General features: G+C 62.9%; 2 protein-coding genes. Both read left to right on the forward strand.

Features of this window, described 5'->3' with window-relative positions:
* Window positions 1-745 (forward strand): hypothetical protein (locus ACESMD_RS00080; protein WP_372609268.1); only part of this gene is annotated, 745 nt, incomplete at its 5' end.
* A 176-nt stretch (window positions 746-921) separates the two neighbouring features.
* A partial coding sequence (locus tag ACESMD_RS00085) for a lysozyme-like domain containing protein (protein WP_372609269.1) occupies window positions 922-1,392 on the forward strand: 471 nt, incomplete at its 3' end.

Raw genomic sequence — 1,392 nt, forward strand, 5'->3', positions numbered from 1 at the left:
GGGGCTGCTGGAAGAGCAGATCATGCAGGATGTCTCGATCCTCAACCGGGACTGGCTGCTGATCGGCCGCCAGGTTCGCACCGCCTTCGACAAGCTGGTCGACCTGCTGGCCATCGATGCCAACGGCACGGTGATCGTCATCGAGCTCAAGCGCGACAAGACGCCGCGTGACGTGGTGGCCCAAGCCATCGACTACGCCTCCTGGATGATCGACCCGGACGAGCCTACCCAGCCAATCGCCCGCAAGGCAAAGAAGGAGCCCTGGAACGGCGAATTCTACGCCTCCTTCGGCCCCGACTACCCCTGGGAGGACGCCCGTCGCCTTGGCTTTATCTGCGGCGGCGGCGCAACCTGGTACTCCAAGACGCTGGCCATGCTCTCGGAGGGCGACCGGGTCTGGGTCTATATCCCCAAGATCGGCTACGTGGGCGTCGGTGAGGTGATCGGCGAGCGCTGTCGGGCCGAAGCGTACCGATTCGACACGTCGGAAGGCCCGAAGACCCTGCTGGAGATGGCGCTGATCGAAGGCTACCCGCAGCTCGACTCGGCAAAGGATGACGACGAGGCCGAGTATCTGGTCCCGGTACGCTGGCTGCATACCGTCAGCCGCAAGGAGGCCTTCAGCGAGGTCGGCCTGTTCGGCAACCAGAACACCGTGTGCAAGCCCACCACGCCCAAGTGGTCCCACACCATCACCCGCCTCAACCAAGTCTGGCGTATCGACGACAGTGAAAAGGGACCGTAGACTGAAATGCGTTCTGACCCGATTAGCCACCAGACTTCGATGCAGCTGATGGTGAAATGGCTTGAGAGGCGCATAAACCGTCTGTCAGCTCGCCCAGCCCATGGGAACCCTTTCAACCCAAGCCACGGAAGGACGCCTTGAACCGAGTGATCGAGCTGCGTCAGCGGAGACATGCGATGATCGTCAAATGGCTCAGGCCTACACTGGCCATGGCAGCCCTGCTCTGGCTGACAGGCTGCGCGATGCTGGCCCCGGCACCCCCGAACGATCAACGCAATGTCTGCGAGATCTTTCGTGAGCAGCCGAGCTGGTATGACCATGCGCGCAGCTCGCAGGAGAAGTGGGGCACACCCATCGCCACCCAGATGGCCTTCATCCAGCGCGAGTCCTCCTTCCGCAGCCACGTGAAGCCCCCACGCCAGCGTCTGCTGGGGTTCATCCCCTGGACGCGGCCTTCATCGGCCTATGGGTATGCCCAGGCACAGGACCCGGTATGGGACGAATACGAGGATGAGGCGGGTAGCCTGTTGGCCCGGCGCACGCACATCAAACACGCCACCGATTTCATCGGCTGGTACAACGCTCGCACCCATCGCATGACCGGGGTGTCGCTCCACAACCCCGAGCACCTCTACCTGGCCTATCAC

It is taken from the genome of Halomonas sp. (assembly GCF_041689495.1).
In the GTDB taxonomy this organism is placed as follows: Bacteria; Pseudomonadota; Gammaproteobacteria; order Pseudomonadales; family Halomonadaceae; genus Halomonas.